The organism is Brenneria sp. hezel4-2-4, from assembly GCF_013155275.1.
Classification (GTDB): Bacteria; Pseudomonadota; Gammaproteobacteria; order Enterobacterales; family Enterobacteriaceae; genus Brenneria.
Genome location: NZ_JABJXS010000001.1, coordinates 261,355 through 278,149, shown reverse-complemented (window position 1 = coordinate 278,149; position 16,795 = coordinate 261,355). Strand labels below are relative to the sequence as shown.

Genomic DNA, 16,795 nt, shown 5'->3' with positions numbered 1-16,795 from the left:
AGGCGGTATGACCTTAATTGAATTACGTGATTATGTGCGCCGGCAAAAGCGAGCGTCATTGCAGGAAATCAGCAGCGCATTTCACACTGAACCGGGCGTGATCGAAGGGATGCTGGAGGTCTGGGTGCAAAAAGGCAAAATACGGCTGCACCGGGCTGAGGACGGCGGCAAATGCGGAAGTTGCTGTTCGTGCGATAAAAGCCTGAGTCAGTATTATGAGTGGGGCGGTCGGTAGTTTTTTTGTGCCTGACCGGCAGGGGAGCCGCCTGCCGGTCAGACTGCCAGGCCGATCAGTGCCCGGCTTTTAACTGTTGGAAATAGGTTTCGTACAGGGCGCTGGCGTGGCCGACGTCATTCTGCCATTCCCCGTGGTTGATTATCGCTTCATCCGGATACAGCGTTTGGTCGCCTGAAACGGCCGCCGGCAGCAATTTTTTCGCCGCCAGATTCGGCGTTGGATAGCCGATCGTCTCCGCAACCTGCGCCGCGATTTCCGGGCGTAGCAGGAAGTTAATCATTTTCATCGCGCCCTCGACATTTTTGGCGTTGGCGGGGATAGCCAGACTATCCATCCAAAAAATCCCTCCCTCTTGCGGCCAGATGATGTCCAGCGGCGTGCCGGCCTGCCGGGCCACGTAAGCCGAGCCGTTCCACACCATGCCGAGATCCACTTCGCCTTCCATAAACGGATTGCCCGGGTTGTCTGAATTAAAGGTCAGCACGTTGGGCATTAATTTCTGTAGTTCTTTATAGGCTGCCTCTATCTGCTGCGGATCGGTGGTATTGGCGGAGTATCCGAGTTTACGCAGCGCGATTTGGAACACCTCGCGCGCGTCGTCCGTCAATAACAGACTGTTTTTATATTGCTTATCCCACAGATCGGCCCAGCTCGTGACGCTGGCGGGATCGATGGCATCGCGGTTGACGCCGATGGCCGTCGCTCCCCAGATATAAGGGACGGAGTAGTCGTTATTGGGATCAAACGATTTGTGCAGCAGGTTCGGGTCGAGATTATGGAAATTGCTGAGTTTGCTGGTGTCGATTTTTTGCAGCATGCCTTCTTTACTCATTTTTGAAATGAAATAGGTCGAGGGCACGATCAGATCGTAGGCGCTGTCCTGATAGGTTTTCAGCTTGGCGTACATGCTTTCGTTGGATTCATAGGTAGAGTAAATCACCTTGATCCCGGTTTCTTTGGTGAACTGTTCCAGCAAACCGGGGGGAACATATTCGGTCCAGTTATAGAAATACAGTGTTTTTCCATCGTTGGCATTGGCCGTGTTGAGGCTGAAAGCCATGGCGCAGGCAGCCAGCAGATATGACCACGTTTTCATGTTGTTTGTCTCCTTATATCCCAAAGCATAAAGATTATTTTTGAGTGCGATCGCGCAGGATAAGCTGACTGCATAGCACCAGTAATAATGAAAGTATGAGCAAAATGGTCGCTAACGCATTCACTTCCGGCGAAACGCCGACTTTGACCATGGAGTAAATTTTCAGCGGCAGGATTTCATAGGCCGGCCCGGTAACGAATGATGACACCACCACGTCGTCCATTGACAGGGTAAAGCTCAGCAGCCAGCCTGCCGCCACCGCCGGCATGGCCAGCGGCAGAATGATTTTTCGCAGAATGATCGCTTCGCTGGCGCCCAGATCGCGGGCGGCTTCCAGCATCCGCACATCGAACCCTTTCAAACGTGAATAGACGGTGACCACCACAAAAGGCAGACAAAAGGTAATGTGGGAAAACAGCAGCGACCAGAATCCCAGCGATATGCCCAGCAGCATAAACAGCACCAGCAGGGATATCGCCATGACGATATCCGGCGACATCATCACCACGAACAACATGCCGCCGACAAAGGGTTTACCGCGAAAACGATAGCGATAGAGCGCAACCGCGGTCAGCGAGCCGATAAGCGTGGCCAGGCTGGCCGAAAACACCGCCATGGTCAGAGAGTGCCGTGCAGCCTGCAACAGGCTGTCGTTATTCATCAGCAGCCGATACCAGTCGAGGGTAAAGCCCTGCCAGTTGATGCCAAAGCGAGCCTGATTAAAGGAGTTGACGATCAGAATGATGATGGGAATATACAAATAGGCGTAAATGACGGACATAAATCCGCCGCGCAACAGACGACCAATCATTCCAGCGCCCCTTTTTTGTTCAACAGCCGGGCGGCGCGATAGTAAACCAACAGCAGCAGACCCATGATCAGGGTCAGACAAATACTGGTGGCGGCGCCGAACGGCCAGTCGCGAATATTCAGGAACTGACTTTTAATCACATTGCCGATAAGCAGGTTTTTCGCGCCGCCCATGAGATCGGCCACGAAAAACAGCCCCATCGCCGGCAGCAGCACCAGCAGACAACCGGCAATGATGCCGGGCATGGTTAGCGGAATAACGATGCGCACAAACGCCTGCCACTTATTGGCGCCTAAATCGCGGGCGGCCTCAAGGTAGGATTTATCCAGCTTCTCAATGCTGGAATAAAGCGGGAGCACCATAAACGGCAATAGTATGTAGATCAGGCCGAGGATCACCGCTTCCGAGGTGTACATGATGCGCAGGGGCGATTCAATCAGACCGATCCATAGCAGAAACTCATTCAGATAGCCGCGCGTGCTCAGGAACAGCTTCAGCCCGTAAATACGGATCAGGGAGTTGGTCCAGAACGGAACAATCAATAAAAACATCAGCAAGGGCCGGACTTTTTGCGGCAGGCGGGCCAGAAAAAAGGCAAAAGGATAGCCAAGCAGCAGACAGCACAGCGTCGCTATCACCGCCATATTCAGCGAATGCAGCAGCACCGAGGCATACATTGGATCGGCCAGACGCGTATAGTTGTCCAGCGTCAACGTCATACTGATGAAATGGGTATCGTCACGGGTTAAAAAACTGGTGCCGATAATCATCAGATTGGGCATGAAAACGAACAGTACCAGCCAGGCCACAATAATGGTGATAATGGTATTTTGAAAGCGTTTACGCGGCTTCTTCATCGTGCAGAACGACCTCCCAGCTTTCGACCCAGGTTACCGCTACTTTTTGATCCAGCGAATGGTCGACATCGGGATCGTCCTCGTTAAAGAATTCACTGACCATGACTATTTTCCCGCTTTCCAGCTCAATGCTGGATTCCAGCGTCATTCCCTTATAGTTACGTTCGCGGACATAGCCGATAATCCCGGCGGTGGCGGCGTTGTCGTTGATCTCTTTTACCCGCAGATCTTCCGGCCGCAACAGTACCTTGAGCCGTTGTCCGACCATTGCCGGAAAACCGACGGTGATGACGCATTCGTGTCCTTCGACGCTGGCGCGCGCCCGTTGCTCGTCAATTTGTGCGATGACGGTCGCATCGAATATGTTGATCTCGCCGATAAAGCTGGCCACGAACAGATTGTGCGGCTCTTCGTAAATCTCACGCGGCGTGCCGTCCTGTTCGATGCGGCCGTCGCGCATCACCACAATACGATCGGACATAGTGAGCGCCTCTTCCTGATCGTGAGTGACGAAAATAAAGGTGATACCCAATGTCCGTTGCAGCGCCTTTAGCTCATTCTGCATCTGCTTACGCAGCTTGTAGTCCAGCGCCGAGAGCGATTCATCCAGCAACAGCACCTTAGGCTTATTCACCACGGCCCGGGCGATCGCCACGCGCTGTTGCTGCCCGCCGGAGAGCTGATGCGGCCGGCGCGGGGCCAGCTCTTCCAACTGCACCATCTTCAGCGCTTCCAGCACCCGGGGAACGACTTCCGCTTCGGGCGTTTTTTGCATCCGCAATCCAAAGGCGACGTTGTCGAAAACGCTGAGATGGGGAAATAACGCATAGCTTTGGAAAACGGTATTAATGTGCCGGTGCTCGGCAGGCTGGTGGGTAATATCCTGTTTTTCCAACATTACCCTGCCGCTGTCCACGGTTTCCAGACCGGCAATCAAGCGCAGCACGGTGGTTTTACCACAGCCGGAAGGCCCGAGAATAGTAAGAAACTCACCGTTGTTAATGGTGAGATTAAAGTGAGAAATGATGTCTTTACCATCAAAACTTTTATGGACGTCGAGCAGTTCAACGACCGGAGTAGCAGGACGATTATCTTTCATTTAGGGTTATTGCTCTATTTCCAAATATGGCGCGTCCACGGAAGAGGGCGGCGGCCAAGGGTTATCACCTTTCAGCCTGGAATCTCAGTTGAGGGTCGGCATTCTACGGGAAAGCAGGCTGAACGCACAACTTGTGCCGCTACACTTGGCGATAACAACCACAAATCGTTTGCCGGATGGGCAATGCGGCAGGAATATTATGTTGCTCGGTTGTTGTTTTATTGAAAGCGGTTTGTAATTCGCGGCCGGGGTTCTGTCGACTTTACTTTCTTATGGTGGCGCTAATCGGTCATTTAAGCGCAGTTGGCGATCGGGAGCGCTATTTCGCTTCTGCGTGTTAACACGGTAAAAACTGACCTGACGCAATATCTGCCGTAGATGCCGTCTTCATAATGAAATTCAGGGTTCAAGAGGCAATAGAGATGGATAAATTACTCGATCGATTTTTAAATTACGTTTCTTTTGATACTCAATCAAAAGCGGGTGTCCGGCAGGTGCCAAGCACTGAGGGGCAACTGAAGCTTGCCCGCGCATTACAGCAGGAATTGCTCGATCTGGGATTTGAGCAGGTCACGCTAAGTAAACACGGATGTGTCATGGCGACGTTACCCGCCAATGTGGCCTGGTCGGTGCCGACTATCGGTTTTATTTCTCATATGGATACGTCTCCCGACTACACCGGAAAGCACGTTAACCCGCAAATTTTGGAAAACTACCGCGGCGGCGACATCGCGTTGGGCATTGGCGATGAAGTGCTTTCGCCGGTGATGTTCCCGGTGTTGCATCAGTTGCTGGGACATACGCTGATTACCACCGACGGAAAAACGCTGCTCGGCGCGGATGATAAAGCCGGAATTGCGGAAATCATTACCGCGCTGGTGCGGTTGAAAAAACGTCAGGTGCCCCATGGGGAGATCCGGATCGCGTTTACGCCAGATGAAGAAATTGGCAAAGGCGCGCAATTTTTTGACGTAAAGGCATTCAATGCACAGTGGGCCTATACCGTTGACGGCGGCGGCGTCGGTGAACTTGAGTATGAAAACTTTAATGCCGCCTCGGTGACGGTGAAAATTGTCGGTAATAACGTGCATCCCGGCAGCGCCAAAGGGGTGATGGTCAATGCGCTTAATCTGGCGTCGCGTTATCATCATGAGGTGCCCGCCGATGAGGCGCCGGAAAATACCGAGGGCTATCAGGGTTTTTATCATCTGCATAGCATTAAAGGCGTGGTCGAACGAGCGGAGTTGCATTATATCGTTCGTGATTTTGATCGTAACGGGTTTGAGCAGCGCAAGAAAAAGATGCTGGATATTGCGGAGAAAGTGGGACAGGGGCTGCACCCCGATTGCTATATAGAGGTGACGATAACCGACAGCTACTACAACATGCGTGAGCAGGTTGAGCAGCATCCGCATATTATTGCGCTGGCGCAGCAGGCCATGCGCGATTGCGATATCGAACCGGTGCTTAAGCCGATCCGCGGCGGTACTGACGGCGCCCATCTGTCGTTTCAGGGGCTACCGTGTCCTAATCTGTTTACCGGCGGTTACAACTACCACGGCAAGCATGAATTCGTTACCCTGGAAGGCATGGAGCAGTCTGTGTCGGTCATTATGCGTATCGCCGAGCTAACCGCATTACGCGCCAAAGCCTGATATAAAACGCCGGAAAGCGTTTTTCAACGTCGTGGGCGGGCAGGGATAGTCGTCATCAAAAACAGGCGGGAAGATCCCGCCTGAGCAGTAATTGACCTAGTCGGCAAAATACCAATAACCATTGTTAATCAAAACGGTTAACTGGGCCAGAAACGCCGGATCTTCCAGCGCGTCCGCCAGCATCGCGGCGTCAATCGCATGATGTTCGGCCAGCGCTGAAAGCGCCGGTTTGTGCGGGCTATCGATCATTTCACCGTTGACGAAACAGTTATCGCCGACGCACAGCACGCGTAATCCGCCCAGGCGGCGCAACTGCTCGCCCTGCCGCAGAAAATCATAAACCTCACTGGCCTGATAGGGCGGTTCCGGCGGCGCGAGATCGAGTTCGTGACGGGACTGCGAAATAAACTCGCCGAACCAGTTCTGGAAATGTTCTGGCTGCTGAACCAGATCCAACATCATGTGCTGTAGATTGTTCAACTCCTGCGGCAGCACGGTGGCTGGGTGATCGCGGGACGGGATCGCCGGATCGCTGTAGCGATAGCTGCCGAGTTCGCGGGATAGCACGTAATCGGCGAAACCACTCACCAGCTCGCGGGCATTCGGAGCGCGGAACCCCACCGAATAATTGAGCGAGTTTTCCAGTGAGTAACCGTCATGCGGGAATCCCGGGGGAATATACAGAATATCGCCCGGCTCCATCTCTTCATCAATAATCGCTTCAAACGGATCGACCTGAAGCAGATCGGGGTGGGGACAATGCTGTTTCATCGCCACCTTTTCGCCCACCCGCCAGCGGCGGCGGCCGGTTCCCTGAATGATGAACACGTCATACTGATCCAGATGCGGGCCAACGCCGCCGCCGGGTACGGAAAAAGAGATCATCAGGTCATCAAGACGCCAGTCGGGCAACTGACGGAAAGGACGCATGAGCGCGATGGAGGGTTCGTGCCAGTGGTCGACCGCCTGAACCAGCAGCGACCAATTGTTTTCGCCCAGGTGATCGAAGCTTTCAAAGGGGCCGTGGTTTACCTGCCAGCGTCCGTCATGATGGCTGACCAACCGGCTATCGACCTCATTTTCCAGGGCCAGACCGGCCAACTCATCGGGTGAGATAGGATCGATAAAATTAGTAAAACCATGCTTGATAATAACCGGATATTTTTGCCAGTAGCGCGCTAAAAAATCCGGCCAGTCGAGATTGAGTTGATAGTCCATACCATATTTTCCAGAAAACGGGGGCCATCAGCAATTATAGCGGAAGCGCAGTTGGCTGTACTGACTTTCATACCTCATTCTGACTAAGATTCTGGCGGGAAAAGATGGCTTCTACCCGGGCGCCGCCCAAAACACTGTCGCTGATGATGATCTCGCCCTGATATTGTTCGATAATCTCCGCGGCGACCGACAGGCCGATCCCCTGACCCGGGCGTAATCTGTCGGCGCGCTGTCCGCGCTGAAAAATCAGCGCCCGCTTGCTTTCCGGGATGCCGGGGCCGTCATCATCGATAATCAAATGCAGTCTATGGTCGGAATGTTGGGCGCTGATTTCCACAAACTCCAGACAGTATTTGCAGGCGTTGTCCAGCACATTGCCCAACACTTCCATAAAGTCGTTCTTTTCGCCGACGAAGGTCAGCTCGGGGGAAATATCGAGCGTCAGGACAACGCCTTTGCGCTGGTAAACCTTGTTTAGCGCCGAGCACAGTCCGTCCAGCAATGCGGGTACCGAGTGCACCTCGCGCATCAGCATATGGTGCTCGGAACGCACGCTGGCCCGATGCAGGTAATAACCAATCTGTTGCGATATCCTGCTTATCTGCTCCAGCATAATGGGTTCCGCCTGATCGATGTTGATTTCCTTACCGGTACGTAAAGCCCGCAGCGTGGTTTGCAGCACCGCCAACGGGGTTTTCATACTGTGGGTGAGGTCGGTCAGGGTGGTGCGGTATTTGTGATAGCGCTGGCGCTCGTTGTTCAACAAAATATTCAGATTGCTGACCAGGCTGAATAATTCCCGGGGCGGGTTTTCATCCAACTGTTCGCGGGTGCCGTTTTCCAGTTCGGCAATTTGCTCAACAAGATTTTTGATCGGACGCAGGCTCCAGTGCGCCGCCAGCCAGAGTAAGGGAAAAACCAGAATAAGATTGGCGATAAAAACATAGCTGAACCACTCCCAGACAATATCTTCCTGTTGCAACTCCTGGGGGATCCTGTCGACCACCACAATCGTCAACGGCGGAAGATGTTCCGTACGCGGATAGACATTAACGGCGATGGAATGCGTCAGCGTATTCGAATGAACGCCGTGGAGCGCTTTGAGGCTATTCAGTACCAGAGTATTGCCTTTCAGCACGGCGCTGCTGGTATCGGTATCGGTATCCAATTCATGGTAGGCGGTTTTTTTCAACCATTCAGGATTGATAAGGGCTTCCAGCTCAGGCACTTCTTTTTCACGCCACAGTATATTTCCGTGCCGATCGTAAATTAAAACCAATGTGGGGAAATTGATATCGATATCCGGCGAGGTGGCGATGGTTAAGTGATTATCCCGCCACTGCGCCAGACTGTAAAACAGGTTACTTTCACCACGCAGCAAGCGGAAAGAGGTTTTATCGAAATTGATGCTGTAGCCGATAATCGCCACGGCGCCGTAAGACAAGGAGAGCGCCAGCACAATAGCGACCGTGGCCAATAAAAAGCGGACACGTAGTGAAAACGGGGGGCGTTTACGGCGGGCTGCCCGCTCGCCGCCTTTCGGGCCGTCGCCGGCGATGTTGAATATCGATCCCGGCGATTTTTTATTACTCATTTTGTGCCTGACAGGTATTAATATCGAAACGATAACCTAATCCGCGAACGGTAGTGATGACATCGGGCGAATCGGCAAGCTGTATTTTTTTGCGCAATCGGCCCATGAGTACGTCAATGGTGTGGCTTTCACGCAGCTCTGCATCCGGGTAGAGCTGCAACATCAGCGATTCCTTGCTGACCACTTTGCCATTGTTGCGGATCAGGGTTTCGATGATCGTGTATTCGAATGCCGTCAGCCTGATCGCCGTGCCGTTAATCATCACTTCGCGCCGCGACAGATCGATTTCAAACGGCGGGATGCTGATAATTTGCGACGCCAGCCCGCTATTACGGCGCATCAGGGCTTGCAGGCGGGCGACCACCTCTTCCATATGAAAAGGCTTGGTGACGTAGTCATCCGCGCCCGCTTCCAATACGGCCACTTTATCCTGCCAGCCTTCTCGCGCCGTCAGTACTAAAATGGGTAACTTAATCTGTTGTGAACGCCAGCGACGGATCAGACTCATGCCGTCTTCATCAGGCAATCCGAGATCGACGATTGCAATATCCGGCGAGTGTTCGAGTAAGAAATAATCGGCTTCTTTGGCATCCGCGGCAGCATCAATCTGATGTCCCATCTCATTCATTTGAACGGTAAGGTGATGGCGTAATAAAACATTATCCTCGACGACCAGAATGCGCATCGTTATTTCCTCTGTCAAACAGGTAAAGCGGTCCATAGGCAAACACTGTTTCGTATCATAGTCATACGCAATCGAAATTCATCGTGTTATTTAATTTTAATCTAGTAATTATCCATAGAGAGCATAAACAGAGAATAAACAGGCGGGAAAAGGGGGAAGAGAATAGAGTAAAAGGCGGGCGCGCGGCCCGCCAGTGGTGATATACGCTTATTTCAGGTCATCAACCATTTTTACCGCACGGCCGATGTAATTCGCCGGCGTCAGGGTTTTCAGCCGCGTTTTTTCTGCTTCCGGCAGATCCAGCCCGTCGATGAAGGCCTGAATGCCTGCGGCATCAACGCGTTTGCCCCGCGTCAGCTCTTTTAGCTTTTCGTAAGGTTTTTCAATGCTATAACGGCGCATCACGGTTTGAATCGGTTCCGCCAACACTTCCCAGTTGTGATCCAGTTCTTCACTCAGGTGGTCGCGGTTAACCTCCAGCTTGCTGATGCCTTTCAACGTTGACTGATAGGCGATCAACGCATAGCCGACGCCGACGCCCAGGTTGCGTAATACCGTCGAGTCGGTCAGGTCGCGCTGCCAGCGGGAAACCGGCAGTTTGCCGGCTAAATGGCCTAAAACGGCATTGGCTAATCCCAGGTTGCCTTCTGAGTTCTCGAAATCAATCGGGTTCACTTTATGCGGCATGGTGGAAGAGCCGATTTCACCGGCGATGGTTTTCTGCCTGAAGTGGTTAAGCGCAATGTAACCCCAGATGTCGCGGTCGAAGTCGATCAAAATAGTGTTAAAGCGGGCGATGCAGTCAAATAGTTCCGCAATGTAGTCATGCGGCTCGATCTGGGTGGTGTAGGGGTTCCAGGCGATCCCCAGCGAAGTGACGAACTCCTCGCTGAACCGGTGCCAGTCAACGTCGGGGTAGGCGGCAATGTGCGCGTTGTAGTTGCCTACGGCGCCGTTAATTTTACCCAGAATGTCGACCTGGAGAAGCTGGCGATACTGACGCTCCATACGATAGGTCACATTGGCAAACTCTTTGCCGATGGTCGACGGCGTGGCCGGCTGACCGTGAGTGCGCGACAGCAGCGGGATATCGCGATATTGCCGGGACAGATCCGCCAGGGCGTCAATGATTTTACGCCAGTAGGGCAGAATGACTTCGCGGCGCGCGGTATCCAGCATCAGCGCATGAGACAGGTTGTTGATGTCTTCCGAAGTACAGGCAAAGTGAATGAATTCACTGACGGCGTGCAGCGCCGGAACGGCGGCGACTTTTTCCTTCAGAAAATATTCGACGGCTTTGACGTCGTGGTTGGTGGTGCGCTCAATGGTTTTAATGCGCGCGGCGTCCTGTTCGTCAAATTCGGCGACAATCCGGTCAAGGAAAGCGTTTGCGTCGGCATCAAATGCAGGAACTTCCTGGATTTCTGCACAGGCCGCCAACTTTTGCAGCCAACGTACTTCAACCTGTACGCGAAACTTCAGCAAACCGAATTCGCTGAAAATAGCGCGCAACGTGCTGACTTTATCGCCGTAGCGGCCATCTATCGGGGAAACGGCGGTCAGTGAGGATAATTCCATCGCAAGCAACTCCTGGGATTGATTTTAATAACAATAAGTACGCGTAAATTGGGGGTCAGCACCGTGCCAATAGCTGTTTTGCTTCTTTCACCAGTTGACCGCGGGAGAACATCAGTTGCAGGCGTCCGCCGCCAATCTGCTGCCACAGCACCGCAGAGCGAATACCGGCTAATAGCGCAGCGCGCACCTTGGCCTGGATCTGACTGTTTTTCAGTATCTCTGGCGACCCCGTTACCTGAATTCGCGGCCCCAGCGTGCTGATCACATCCACATAAATGCCGGCCAGCGCGCCGATGATCGTATCAGAGAGCAGTTCAAAATGCTCCAACTGACGCTCCAACTGCCCGATGCGCTTACCCAGTTCGTCGAGCGCCGCGCTTTTGGCGTGCAGCTTGCGCTCCAGAGCAATCAGACTGAAAGCATAGCGCGATAGCTCCGCGCCCGGGCCTTTGCCGCTGGTGTTTAATATACCCAGCAGGCTTTCCAACCCGGTTTTCAGATTGCGCTCCGTATCGCCATAGACGGACAGCGTCGAGGCCGGGTTCACCACCAGAATACTGTTGAGCGACGTATGCAGAATGTCATTGTCGCAGTTGCCGGTATGGGCTAACTGTTGCACCAGGTAGGCGGACTGACAGACGCCTGCCAGCGCCAGGGTAATATCATGATAATTCTTGGCCACGATCACTCCTGTAAGCGTTCTTCAATGATGCCGCCACCCAGGCAAACGTCGCCCAGATAGAAAACGGCCGACTGACCCGGCGTCACCGCGGCTACCGGCTCATCAAAACGTACGGTGATGCGATCGTCACCCAGCGGGGTGACGGTGCAGGGGATATCAGCCTGACGATAACGGGTTTTCACCACACAACGTAATGCCGTGGTTAATGGCTGGCGATCAACCCAGTGCAACTGCTGGGCGAGTAAACCGTAAGACATCAGGCGAGGGTGTTCATGTCCTTGGGCGACATACAGGATGTTGTTTTCTACGTCCTTATCCACCACATACCAGGGATCTTCGCCGCCATCTTTGACGCCGCCGATGCCCAACCCTTTCCGCTGTCCCAGGGTGTGATACATCAGCCCCTGATGCTGCCCCATGGATTTACTGTCATCCACGGACAAAATCGGGCCTGGTTGGGCAGGCAGATAGCGGGCCAGGAAATCAGTGAATTTACGTTCGCCGATAAAGCAAATACCGGTGGAGTCTTTCTTTTTGGCGGTGGCGAGATCCAACTGCTCGGCGATTTTACGCACCTGCGGTTTTTCCAGTTCGCCCACCGGGAACAAACTTTGCGCAATCTGTTCATGGCTCAGCGTATAGAGGAAATAGCTCTGATCTTTGTTGCCGTCGATCCCGCGCAGCAGGCGGCTTTTCCCGTCAACGTCCTGGCGGCGGACATAGTGGCCGGTGGCGATGTAGTCCGCGCCTAAATCTTCCGCCGCGAATTCAAGAAAGGCTTTAAATTTTATCTCTTTGTTGCACAGAATATCGGGATTAGGCGTGCGGCCCGCCCGATATTCGGCCAGAAACAGTTCAAACACATTGTCCCAGTATTCGGCGGCGAAATTGACGGTATGCAACGCAATGCCAAGCCTGTCGCAGACGGCCTGCGCGTCGGCAAGATCGGCGGCGGCGGAGCAATACTCCGTGTCGTCGTCCTCTTCCCAGTTTTTCATAAACAGGCCTTCGACTTGATAGCCCTGTTGCTGCAACAGGTAAGCGGAAACGGATGAATCAACACCGCCGGACATACCGACAATCACTTTTTTCTGGCTGTTATCTGACATGGACGTCTCACGATCTCACGAACTGGAACACTTACGCATTAAAGCGAAAAACAAGCGGCGCATTTTATCATGATGCGGCCGGGCCTGCATCGCTATTCCTGATGTGTTGTCCGCTAAAATGGCCAGTTAAACGCGCCGAGCAGGGTTAGCGGGTAGCGTTCCGGCTGTTGATAGCGTCGAATACTCTCGGCGACTAACGGTGAGCGCAGCTGGTTGGAGTGAAGAATTTCCTCGGCCGTCAGCCAGCGGCAGCGCTCAATATCGTTATCGTGCGGCTGGGTTTCCAGACGATGCGGCAAGTCGAGAGCAAAACAAAAGCGCAGAAACGGCGTCCGATCCGGCGCGATCCACTGGTGCAGTTGCAGAAAACTCTGCGGCGCGGCCTGAATGCCTGTTTCTTCCCATAGCTCGCGGCTGGCGGCTTGAATCAGCGTTTCATCGGCTTCGAGATGTCCGGCGGGCTGATTCCACAGCAGCTTATCGTTAATCAACTCTTCGACCACCAGAAAATGGTTCTCAGCCTGCACCACGCAGGCCACGGTAACGTGCGGCTTAAACATCAACAATCTCCTTCCATTCTCCGGGCAACAGGTTTTTCACGGTCTGGTTTGCCATACCATAGCGGATCAAACGCAGCGTGGGATAACCGATATGAGCCGTCATACGGCGCACCTGACGGTTGCGTCCTTCATAAAGCGTGATTTTCAGCCAGCAGTCGGGAATGCTTTTCCGCTCCCGAATAGGCGGAACCCGTTCCCACAGCCATTCAGGTTCAGGAACGATATCAACGCCCGCCGGTAAGGTTTTACCATCTTTCAGCGCCAGCCCGGCGCGAAATCGCGCAAGCGCCGCTTGATCGGGAATGCCTTCAACCTGAGCATAATAGGTCTTGGCGGTTTTTTGCGACGGCTGGGTGAGCCTGGCCTGAAGCTTGCCGTCATTGGTGAGGATCATCAGCCCTTCGCTGTCACGGTCTAAACGTCCGGCGGCGTAGATATCCTCGATCGGGATATAGTCTTTCAGGGTTGAGCGGCCGGCCTCATCGGTGAATTGCGGCAGCACGTCAAAGGGTTTATTGAACAATACGATACGTCGTGGTCCCTTACTGCCGCGTTTTGCCGCCGCCCGTGAGCTGAAACGTTTAACTTGGTGATTTTTAACAGGGAATTTATTCATCGTCTTTATGGTCGCGGATAACAAAATCATTATACTCGAAATGGTTTGCGATTGGCGCGGGCAAAATATTCAAGTAGTATCGACTCACATCTTACAAGTCATTAACACAATTGCGCTCGAAGGAGAGGTTAATGGAAAGCAAAGTAGTGGTACCGACAGAAGGTCAAAAGATCACGGTTGATGCTCAAGGTAAGCTGATCGTTCCCAATAATCCGGTCATTCCTTTTATCGAAGGGGACGGCATAGGCGTCGATGTAACGCCGGCGATGATCAATGTTGTTAATGCGGCAGTAAAAAAAGCCTATCAGGGCAAGCGCGCTATCTCCTGGATGGAAATTTATACCGGCGAAAAATCAACGCAGATTTATGGCAAAGACGTTTGGCTGCCGGAAGAAACGCTGGATCTGATTCGTGAATATCGTGTGGCGATTAAAGGTCCGTTGACTACGCCAGTCGGCGGCGGCATCCGTTCTCTGAACGTTGCCTTGCGTCAGCAACTGGATCTGTATATCTGTCTGCGTCCGGTGCGCTACTACGAAGGCACGCCAAGCCCGGTTAAACACCCTGAATTGACCGACATGGTGATCTTCCGTGAGAACGCGGAAGATATCTATGCGGGTATCGAGTGGAAAGCCGGCTCGGCTGAAGCGGATAAAGTGATCAAATTCCTGCGTGACGAGATGGGCGTAAACAAAATTCGTTTCCCAGAGCAGTGCGGTATCGGCATCAAACCCTGTTCCGAGCAGGGCACAAAACGCCTGGTGCGCGCGGCGATTGAATACGCGATTACCAACGATCGCGACTCCGTCACGCTGGTTCATAAAGGCAATATCATGAAATTCACCGAGGGCGCCTTTAAAGACTGGGGCTACCAACTGGCGCGTGAAGAGTTTGGCGGTGAACTGATTGATGGCGGCCCGTGGGTTAAAATCAACAATCCGAAAACCGGTAAAGAGATTGTGGTTAAAGACGTCATTGCGGATGCGTTTTTACAACAAATTCTGCTGCGTCCGGCCGAATACGATGTCATCGCCTGTATGAACCTGAACGGCGACTACATTTCCGACGCCCTGGCCGCGCAGGTCGGCGGTATCGGTATTGCCCCCGGCGCGAATATCGGCGATGAATGCGCGCTGTTTGAAGCGACTCACGGTACTGCGCCGAAGTACGCCGGTCAGGACAAAGTGAACCCGGGTTCGGTTATCCTGTCTGCTGAAATGATGCTGCGCCATCTGCAATGGTTCGAAGCCGCCGACCTGATTGTTAAAGGCGTTGAGGGCGCGATCAAGAACAAGACCGTGACCTACGATTTCGAACGTCTGATGGACGGCGCTAAGCTGCGGAAATGTAGCGAGTTCGCGCAGGATATCATCGATAATATGTAAGCGACGGTTATCCAATAAACGGAGGCTTAATGCTTCCGTTTATTATTCTAATGCGATTGCGGATCGCTTCAACGCGCTCTTTTTACGCTCAAGCGTTCTTTTGGACTTTGCGTCCGATTATCATTCAGGCCATCACTGAAAATGAAGCCAGCGGCCGGCGGAAATCCGCGGGTTTTGGCGAGATGGCAACCGTTCGCAGGTGTCTGTTGCAGATAAACCATATCTCATCTCTATCGTTGGAAAAAATATAATAGGCGTCCGATGTTTCAGACGGATTGAACACGCCAATCGCTCGGTAGGCGGTTTCACAGTTAAACCCGCTGTTAAGCGGCAAGGGTGAGGGGCCGTTTTCCAACTGTTTTATTCTTAAATACAAACCTTCCTCAAACCAAAGCATAAAAGCCTCTGTAATTTCACTATGACTCTAAAAGTATAGGCGGAGGATTATCAATTAGCGCTTTTTGTGTGTTGAGCAAGGTTGTCTGCCATAAGCCAATCTTATTCCACAGAAGATTCACCGGAAACGTGGAATTAAGTTGATCTAGATCACAATCTGTCGGTATACATTTTGTTCTTATGAAAATCCCGTTGTGGGAAATGATCCATAGATTTGTTTCATGAAGGCATGCCAATGGCTGTGTGCCGTGGAGGATGTATGTCTGTAATTCGCACGTGTTTAAGTCTTTTTGGTGGTGATACGGTAATTGTTCGATGCGCTAATGCGTTTGAGCTTCAGATGGTTAATGGCGCGCACGCGACCGACCCTCAGAATAAAAATGTTATGCAGGATGCTATTAGCGTAAGAGCTGAGAATGAAATATATTTAACGGTTCCTTATACCGGCGACTGGGATTTGATCATCAATGCTAAAAACGATACGCCCGAGCATTCGATAACCTATTTTCCAGCTTGATGTTTTATCGTGGTCAGCATAGTCGACTCGCGCCATAGGTTTTATATTACCTATGTCAGACAGCGCTTTTCAGGTTGATGCTGACCATTGCGTTTTTACGCTTTATTGATGGTTTCCACTAGCGTGGATATCTGTTGTGATATTAAACCTTTGATTTTTTCGTCAACAAGGTTGCCGTCCGCGTCAAAGCTACCGCTAAAGGCGTTTGAGAAAACCTCTGGTTTATTCAAGGGTTGCAACTCAAGAAATACGCAAACCTGACGTAAATGGTACTGCGCGCGCGATGTTCCCATACCGCCGCCGGAACCCATTATCGCTAACGGCTTTCCTGCCAATAATGTTTTATCGTCGTCACGTGATATCCAATCCAGAATATTTTTCAACGCAGGGGCAATAGAGTAATTGTATTCCGTGCAGGCGATAATTAAACCGTCCGCTTTTTTGACCTGCTGTATTATTCGTTGAACGGCATCGGGTACGATTATTATGTCTGCATTATAAAAGGGCACGTCGTTTAAATCAGCAATATCCAGCGATACATTGTCTGGTAATAGTGATTTCGCTGCCCGCAACAGGCCTTTGTTGGTTGATTTTTGACGTAAACTGCCTGCTATACCTACGAGATTAATAGCCGCCATAATATTTTCCTCCATATAATAATGTTCTTTTAAATAGTGACCTGTATTTTTAATTTGCGCA

General features: G+C 52.2%; 18 protein-coding genes. 4 read left to right on the top strand and 14 right to left on the bottom strand.

Features of this window, described 5'->3' with window-relative positions; genetic code table 11:
- Positions 1 to 7 precede the first annotated feature (7 nt).
- Positions 8 to 235 (top strand): FeoC-like transcriptional regulator, encoded by a 228-nt coding sequence (locus HOY33_RS01275; RefSeq protein WP_172287862.1) that lies wholly within the window; start codon positions 8 to 10, stop codon positions 233 to 235.
- A gap of 55 nt (positions 236 to 290) precedes the next feature.
- Here HOY33_RS01275 and potD read toward each other — a convergent pair whose 3' ends face one another.
- From potD to potA, 4 genes are read right to left on the bottom strand one after another with little or no spacing between them, the layout of a single operon-like run.
- Positions 291 to 1,334, bottom strand: a complete 1,044-nt coding sequence (gene potD, locus HOY33_RS01270; protein WP_172287860.1) for a spermidine/putrescine ABC transporter substrate-binding protein PotD — start codon at positions 1,332 to 1,334, stop codon at positions 291 to 293.
- A 34-nt stretch (positions 1,335 to 1,368) separates the two neighbouring features.
- Positions 1,369 to 2,145 (bottom strand): spermidine/putrescine ABC transporter permease PotC, encoded by a 777-nt coding sequence (gene potC / locus HOY33_RS01265; RefSeq protein WP_172287859.1) that lies wholly within the window; start codon positions 2,143 to 2,145, stop codon positions 1,369 to 1,371.
- Positions 2,142 to 3,002, bottom strand: coding sequence for a spermidine/putrescine ABC transporter permease PotB (gene potB, locus HOY33_RS01260; protein ID WP_172287857.1), 861 nt, complete (start codon positions 3,000 to 3,002; stop codon positions 2,142 to 2,144). The genes potC and potB overlap by 4 nt, the downstream gene beginning before the upstream one ends.
- Positions 2,986 to 4,101, bottom strand: coding sequence for a spermidine/putrescine ABC transporter ATP-binding protein PotA (potA, locus tag HOY33_RS01255; protein WP_172287856.1), 1,116 nt, complete (start codon positions 4,099 to 4,101; stop codon positions 2,986 to 2,988). Before potA ends, potB begins: the two co-directional genes overlap by 17 nt.
- Before the next feature lie 422 nt (positions 4,102 to 4,523).
- Here potA and pepT point away from each other — a divergent pair, with 422 nt between their 5' ends.
- Positions 4,524 to 5,756, top strand: coding sequence for a peptidase T (gene pepT, locus HOY33_RS01250; RefSeq protein ID WP_172287854.1), 1,233 nt, complete (start codon positions 4,524 to 4,526; stop codon positions 5,754 to 5,756).
- 96 nt (positions 5,757 to 5,852) lie between these two features.
- Here pepT and HOY33_RS01245 read toward each other — a convergent pair whose 3' ends face one another.
- The 8 genes from HOY33_RS01245 to rluE form a co-directional block, all read right to left on the bottom strand.
- Positions 5,853 to 6,974 carry a cupin domain-containing protein gene (locus HOY33_RS01245; protein WP_172287853.1) on the bottom strand — a complete coding sequence of 374 codons (1,122 nt, stop codon included), beginning with the start codon at positions 6,972 to 6,974 and terminating at the stop codon, positions 5,853 to 5,855.
- 67 nt (positions 6,975 to 7,041) lie between these two features.
- The gene (gene phoQ / locus HOY33_RS01240; RefSeq protein WP_253906903.1) at positions 7,042 to 8,568 is read right to left on the bottom strand and encodes a two-component system sensor histidine kinase PhoQ; all 1,527 of its coding nucleotides are present in this window, start codon (positions 8,566 to 8,568) and stop codon (positions 7,042 to 7,044) included.
- Complete coding sequence (phoP, locus tag HOY33_RS01235) at positions 8,561 to 9,253, bottom strand: two-component system response regulator PhoP (protein ID WP_172287851.1); 693 nt, start codon at positions 9,251 to 9,253, stop codon at positions 8,561 to 8,563. The genes phoQ and phoP overlap by 8 nt, the downstream gene beginning before the upstream one ends.
- 207 nt (positions 9,254 to 9,460) lie before the next feature.
- Positions 9,461 to 10,831: an adenylosuccinate lyase gene (gene purB, locus HOY33_RS01230; protein ID WP_172287850.1), complete on the bottom strand. Its 1,371-nt coding sequence runs from the start codon at positions 10,829 to 10,831 to the stop codon at positions 9,461 to 9,463.
- A 55-nt stretch (positions 10,832 to 10,886) separates the two neighbouring features.
- On the bottom strand, positions 10,887 to 11,513 hold the full coding sequence (gene hflD / locus HOY33_RS01225; RefSeq protein ID WP_172287848.1) for a high frequency lysogenization protein HflD: 627 nt from the start codon (positions 11,511 to 11,513) through the stop codon (positions 10,887 to 10,889).
- A 2-nt stretch (positions 11,514 to 11,515) separates the two neighbouring features.
- Complete coding sequence (gene mnmA, locus HOY33_RS01220; protein WP_172287847.1) at positions 11,516 to 12,622, bottom strand: tRNA 2-thiouridine(34) synthase MnmA; 1,107 nt, start codon at positions 12,620 to 12,622, stop codon at positions 11,516 to 11,518.
- A 113-nt stretch (positions 12,623 to 12,735) separates the two neighbouring features.
- Positions 12,736 to 13,182 carry an NUDIX hydrolase gene (locus HOY33_RS01215; protein ID WP_172287845.1) on the bottom strand — a complete coding sequence of 149 codons (447 nt, stop codon included), beginning with the start codon at positions 13,180 to 13,182 and terminating at the stop codon, positions 12,736 to 12,738.
- Positions 13,175 to 13,798 carry a 23S rRNA pseudouridine(2457) synthase RluE gene (gene rluE / locus HOY33_RS01210; protein ID WP_172287843.1) on the bottom strand — a complete coding sequence of 208 codons (624 nt, stop codon included), beginning with the start codon at positions 13,796 to 13,798 and terminating at the stop codon, positions 13,175 to 13,177. Before rluE ends, HOY33_RS01215 begins: the two co-directional genes overlap by 8 nt.
- Before the next feature lie 131 nt (positions 13,799 to 13,929).
- Here rluE and icd point away from each other — a divergent pair, with 131 nt between their 5' ends.
- Positions 13,930 to 15,183, top strand: coding sequence for an NADP-dependent isocitrate dehydrogenase (icd, locus tag HOY33_RS01205; protein ID WP_172287842.1), 1,254 nt, complete (start codon positions 13,930 to 13,932; stop codon positions 15,181 to 15,183).
- A gap of 124 nt (positions 15,184 to 15,307) precedes the next feature.
- On the opposite strand, the gene HOY33_RS01200 is transcribed toward icd, so the two are convergent.
- Positions 15,308 to 15,580, bottom strand: a complete 273-nt coding sequence (locus tag HOY33_RS01200) for a hypothetical protein (RefSeq protein WP_172287840.1) — start codon at positions 15,578 to 15,580, stop codon at positions 15,308 to 15,310.
- A gap of 258 nt (positions 15,581 to 15,838) precedes the next feature.
- On the opposite strand from HOY33_RS01200, the gene HOY33_RS01195 reads away from it, so the two are divergent.
- Positions 15,839 to 16,096: a hypothetical protein gene (locus tag HOY33_RS01195; protein ID WP_172287839.1), complete on the top strand. Its 258-nt coding sequence runs from the start codon at positions 15,839 to 15,841 to the stop codon at positions 16,094 to 16,096.
- Positions 16,097 to 16,191: 95 nt separating this feature from the next.
- Here the strand turns inward: HOY33_RS01195 and HOY33_RS01190 are convergent, their stop codons facing one another.
- Positions 16,192 to 16,734 (bottom strand): NADPH-dependent FMN reductase, encoded by a 543-nt coding sequence (locus tag HOY33_RS01190; protein WP_172287837.1) that lies wholly within the window; start codon positions 16,732 to 16,734, stop codon positions 16,192 to 16,194.
- Between the last annotated feature and the right edge of the window lie 61 nt (positions 16,735 to 16,795).

Excerpts from the sequence above, each read along its gene's own strand:
- HOY33_RS01275 (WP_172287862.1), top strand. The coding sequence starts at position 8 with ATGACCTTAATTGAATTACGTGATTATGTGCGCCGGCAAAAGCGAGCG.
- potD (WP_172287860.1), bottom strand. The coding sequence starts at position 1,334 with ATGAAAACGTGGTCATATCTGCTGGCTGCCTGCGCCATGGCTTTCAGC.
- potC (WP_172287859.1), bottom strand. The coding sequence starts at position 2,145 with ATGATTGGTCGTCTGTTGCGCGGCGGATTTATGTCCGTCATTTACGCC.
- potB (WP_172287857.1), bottom strand. The coding sequence starts at position 3,002 with ATGAAGAAGCCGCGTAAACGCTTTCAAAATACCATTATCACCATTATT.
- potA (WP_172287856.1), bottom strand. The coding sequence starts at position 4,101 with ATGAAAGATAATCGTCCTGCTACTCCGGTCGTTGAACTGCTCGACGTC.
- pepT (WP_172287854.1), top strand. The coding sequence starts at position 4,524 with ATGGATAAATTACTCGATCGATTTTTAAATTACGTTTCTTTTGATACT.
- HOY33_RS01245 (WP_172287853.1), bottom strand. The coding sequence starts at position 6,974 with ATGGACTATCAACTCAATCTCGACTGGCCGGATTTTTTAGCGCGCTAC.
- phoQ (WP_253906903.1), bottom strand. The coding sequence starts at position 8,568 with ATGAGTAATAAAAAATCGCCGGGATCGATATTCAACATCGCCGGCGAC.
- phoP (WP_172287851.1), bottom strand. The coding sequence starts at position 9,253 with ATGCGCATTCTGGTCGTCGAGGATAATGTTTTATTACGCCATCACCTT.
- purB (WP_172287850.1), bottom strand. The coding sequence starts at position 10,831 with ATGGAATTATCCTCACTGACCGCCGTTTCCCCGATAGATGGCCGCTAC.
- mnmA (WP_172287847.1), bottom strand. The coding sequence starts at position 12,622 with ATGTCAGATAACAGCCAGAAAAAAGTGATTGTCGGTATGTCCGGCGGT.
- HOY33_RS01215 (WP_172287845.1), bottom strand. The coding sequence starts at position 13,182 with ATGTTTAAGCCGCACGTTACCGTGGCCTGCGTGGTGCAGGCTGAGAAC.
- rluE (WP_172287843.1), bottom strand. The coding sequence starts at position 13,798 with ATGAATAAATTCCCTGTTAAAAATCACCAAGTTAAACGTTTCAGCTCA.
- icd (WP_172287842.1), top strand. The coding sequence starts at position 13,930 with ATGGAAAGCAAAGTAGTGGTACCGACAGAAGGTCAAAAGATCACGGTT.
- HOY33_RS01200 (WP_172287840.1), bottom strand. The coding sequence starts at position 15,580 with ATGCTTTGGTTTGAGGAAGGTTTGTATTTAAGAATAAAACAGTTGGAA.
- HOY33_RS01195 (WP_172287839.1), top strand. The coding sequence starts at position 15,839 with ATGTCTGTAATTCGCACGTGTTTAAGTCTTTTTGGTGGTGATACGGTA.
- HOY33_RS01190 (WP_172287837.1), bottom strand. The coding sequence starts at position 16,734 with ATGGCGGCTATTAATCTCGTAGGTATAGCAGGCAGTTTACGTCAAAAA.